The organism is Mesorhizobium sp. M7A.F.Ca.AU.001.01.1.1 (genome assembly GCF_004022735.1).
In the GTDB taxonomy this organism is placed as follows: domain Bacteria; phylum Pseudomonadota; class Alphaproteobacteria; order Rhizobiales; family Rhizobiaceae; genus Mesorhizobium; species Mesorhizobium ciceri.
On record NZ_RZPF01000688.1, the window covers coordinates 1 to 3,514 of the forward strand.

At 63.7% G+C, this 3,514-nt stretch carries 4 protein-coding genes; all 4 read right to left on the reverse strand.

Annotation, left to right across the window (positions count from 1 at the left end; genetic code table 11):
* Positions 1 to 147: 147 nt before the first annotated feature.
* The gene (locus EN884_RS29860) at positions 148 to 1,041 is read right to left on the reverse strand and encodes an SMP-30/gluconolactonase/LRE family protein (protein ID WP_245462575.1); all 894 of its coding nucleotides are present in this window, start codon (positions 1,039 to 1,041) and stop codon (positions 148 to 150) included.
* Between the two features lie 192 nt (positions 1,042 to 1,233).
* Entirely contained in the window at positions 1,234 to 2,235 is a 1,002-nt protein-coding gene (locus tag EN884_RS29865; RefSeq protein ID WP_063169506.1) for a YihY/virulence factor BrkB family protein, read from the reverse strand.
* A gap of 81 nt (positions 2,236 to 2,316) precedes the next feature.
* Positions 2,317 to 3,039 carry a response regulator transcription factor gene (locus tag EN884_RS29870; RefSeq protein WP_027163049.1) on the reverse strand — a complete coding sequence of 241 codons (723 nt, stop codon included), beginning with the start codon at positions 3,037 to 3,039 and terminating at the stop codon, positions 2,317 to 2,319.
* Positions 3,039 to 3,514 (reverse strand): ATP-binding protein (locus tag EN884_RS29875; protein ID WP_348632994.1); only part of this gene is annotated, 476 nt, incomplete at its 5' end. The genes EN884_RS29875 and EN884_RS29870, both read right to left, overlap by 1 nt.

Below are 3,514 nucleotides of genomic sequence, written 5' to 3' on the forward strand. Positions count from 1 at the left end.
TGCCCGAAGCGAGCATTGCCGCCAGAGCGCCCAGAACGAACAGTTTCTTCATGTCGTTATCCTCCCAGATGTGTTGACTGCTGTATTCCCACCGGCTTTGACCCGGCCTCACTCCCAACTCTGATTTGAGCACGGATTGTCGCGAGCTCAAAACAGTCTCAATCCCGGCACGCGCACCCTGAGCCGGTACAGCGACGTCGACGCGGCAATGTAGAGGCTTTGCAAATCGTCGTCGCCGAAGGTGAAATTCGCGCAATCTTCGGGCGTCCGGATGACGCCAAGAATGGTGCCCGACGCGTCGAAAATGTGGATGCCGCCGGGTCCGGTGCAGTAAAGATTGCCGCGGCTGTCGATCTTCATGCCGTCGGGCGCTCCCGGCCCGTCGCCCTCGGTTGCTGCCCACACCGCGCCGCCATTGAGGTCGCCATTGGCTTCGACGCCGAACACCCTGATGTGCCCGCGTTCGGTGTCGTTGATGAACAGCCGCGACTCGTCCAGCGAAAAGCACAGCCCGTTCGGCTGCCCGAAATCGTCGGCCAGCAATGTCAGCCGGGCGCCGTCGCCATCGATGCGGTAGACGCCCTGGAACGGCAGCTCCTGCGGGCGTGGCACGCCATAGAACTCCCTCCGGCCATAGCCCGGATCGGTGAAGTAGATCGATCCGCCGGTGGCAACGACGATATCGTTCGGGCTGTTGAGCTGCTTGCCCTGATGATGCGTGGCCAGCACGGTCACGCTGCCGTTGGGCTCGGCGCGGGTCACGCGGCTCGTTGCGTGCTCGCAGGTGACCAGCCGCCCCTGGCGGTCCAGCGTGTTGCCATTGGCCTTATGGCTCGGCTCGCGGAACAGCTCGATCTCGCCCTCGGCACTGCAGCGATACATCCGGCTTTCCGGAATGTCGGAGAAGACCAGCCATTTCTCATAGGGATGCCAGACCGGCCCTTCGAGGAAGCCGAAGCCGCTCGCCAGCGTTTCGATCGGCGCATCGCCGACGACATCGTCGAAACCGGAATGGCGCGCACGCGCCGGCACCGACATCATCGGCTCCCGGCGCGAACAGCCGTGCTACTCCGCATGGTGACGAATGGCATGAGCGCTTCCCGATACAGTCTTCTTGTTGGGGCAGAGCGTAGGCGCGGTCCCGACGAGCCGATACGGGTCAAAGCGCACGGGCGACTGTGCATTTGCACAGTCGCCCGTGCCTATCGAGCGTAGAATACCGGCGACGTCAGATCAGGGCCGGCGAACACTTCGCAAAAGCGCGGTCAAGGTTGCGCTCGCGCACGCCACCGCCACAAGCACGACCACGCCAGCAGCATTGGACTCCTGTTGTGTTCGAGCTGAGCCGTGCTGCACGGACAAAGGGCTGTGAACCAACCTCTTCAGATCGGACCGGCTGCCGTGGCGAACGGAATAGGCGCGCGTGAACTCGGCGCCGAGGAGGAAAATCTCCGACGAGTAGTAAACCCAGAGCAAAATCACGAGCAGTCCGCCGGCGGCGCCGTACGACGACGCAATCGCGCTGGTGCCGATATACCAGCCGATAAGCGATTTTCCCAATGTGAACAGGGCCGCGGTTCCGACAGCGCCGATTCCCACATCGCGCCATTCCAGGGTTCGATCGGGCAAAACCTTGTAAATGGCGGCAAACATCACGGCGATAAGCACAAACGAAACGACGCCGTTGATCCCGCTGAGTATGATCGTTCCGAACGGCAGATGGGCGTTGATGAAAGCGCCCAGTGCCGAAATCGCAGCGCTTGCGATGAGAGAGACCAGCAACAGGAACCCGAGTGCGGCCACCAACCCCAGACTGGCGGCCCGTGCCCTCACCAGACGCGACAGGGAATTGCCTTGCGGTTCGATCTTCCAGATTGTGTTCAACGACTGCTGCATTTCGCCGAAGACGCCAGAAGCGGCTACCAGCAAGGTGACCAGCCCTATGATCGCGGCCCAGGTGCCGTACAGCCTGCCGGATGCACTTTCCAGCGCAGTCTTGAGGAGATCGGCGCTTTCCGGTCCCATCAGCCCTGATATCTGCGCGGACAAGGCCAATTGTGCGGCATCGTGGCCGAAGACGAGACCAGCAATCGCAACCACGATCAGCAAGATCGGCGCCAGCGAGGTGGCGGCATAAAAGGCCATCGCCGCACCATGGCTGAGCGCATTGTCGTCGATGAAACCGACGACGCTTTCGCGCACCAGGTGCCATGAATCTGCAAATGAGGGTCGCACTTCGGATCCGCAGGCGTTGAGTTGGCGTTCACTAGCAATGCGCCGGACCTTCCGATGTTCCGGCTTGTGGCCGCCGCTGTTTCAGTGCTCCGCCAGCCAGGCGTCGAGCCGGTCCTGTTCGCGACGCAGTGCGTCGATGTTGATCAGGCCGCGCGCCATGGCGAGATAGATCGCCCGCGTCCGCGAGTTGAACACGGAAGCATCGCCGGTGCCGTCCTCCGCCGGCACGATGCCGAGCTTGTCGTAGCAGTGCTTGATGCGGCTCTGCGCACCACGGATCGACAGGCCGCGACGTGCCGCGATCGCCCGGTCGGTCAGGCCGAGCGCGATGTCGATCAGGCTTTCATATTCGCCGTCGGTGATGCCCTCGAACTTGTCCTGAACGCGATGCTGGATGCCGCGGATCTCGCGGTCGATGATGCAGTGGCCTTCGCGGAAAACCCCGCGCAGGGCGGACCGCATGCCTTCCTCCGTCGCCGATTTCAGCACATAGCCGTAGACAGAGCCGGGCGGGACGATGCGCGCCACGCCGCGCACATAGGCTTCGTCGGCGAAATTCGACCAGAACAGGATGTGCGTGCCGGCGCGGCGGTTCCAGATCGCCCTGGCAACTTCGATTCCCGTCGCCTTCGGCATCTGCAAATCGAGCACGACATGCAGTGGCTCGCGCTCAGTCGCCAGGTTGATGGCGTCCTCGCCGTCGCTCGCTTCGATCACCTCGACGTCACCGGGCCACAATTGCTCCACCGTCCGCCGCGCGAAGCTACGGTGCAGCCCGTCATTCTCGGCGATCATCACAAGCATCACATGGCCTCCGATACGGCGAGTTCGCCAGGCATTGTTGCAGCCGCCGCCAGTTCCCGTAATGGCTGGCGGTCGATCTCGACGACGACACGGGTGCCGCCGTTCTTGCGGCCGGCCTGGCCGATGCGCAGCCGCGCCCCGATAAGGGCTGCCCGCGTGTGCATATGGCCGATGCCGCCATACGCGGCCGGGTCAACGGCGCCGCAGCCCTGGCCGTCATCCGTCACGATCACCCGCAGCACGCTCGCGGTCGACGCCAGCAGCACGTCGATGCGGTGCGGCGCGGCATGGCGAACGGCATTGTTGATCGCTTCCTGCACGATCCGGTAGAGCGCGGTCCGCACTGGCTCCGACAGGCTGTCGGCGCCGCCGTCGCTGGTGTCGGCGATGCGCACGGCGATCGGCGGCTTGGCCCTGGCGACGCTGCGGTTGAGATGCGCCTCGACCGCATCGCGCAGGCCGAACAGTTCAAGCA

What these genes read in the sequence shown, in the direction of transcription:
- EN884_RS29870 (WP_027163049.1), bottom strand. Translation starts at nt 3,039, where the DNA reads ATGCTTGTGATGATCGCCGAGAATGACGGGCTGCACCGTAGCTTCGCG.
- EN884_RS29860 (WP_245462575.1), bottom strand. Translation starts at nt 1,041, where the DNA reads ATGATGTCGGTGCCGGCGCGTGCGCGCCATTCCGGTTTCGACGATGTC.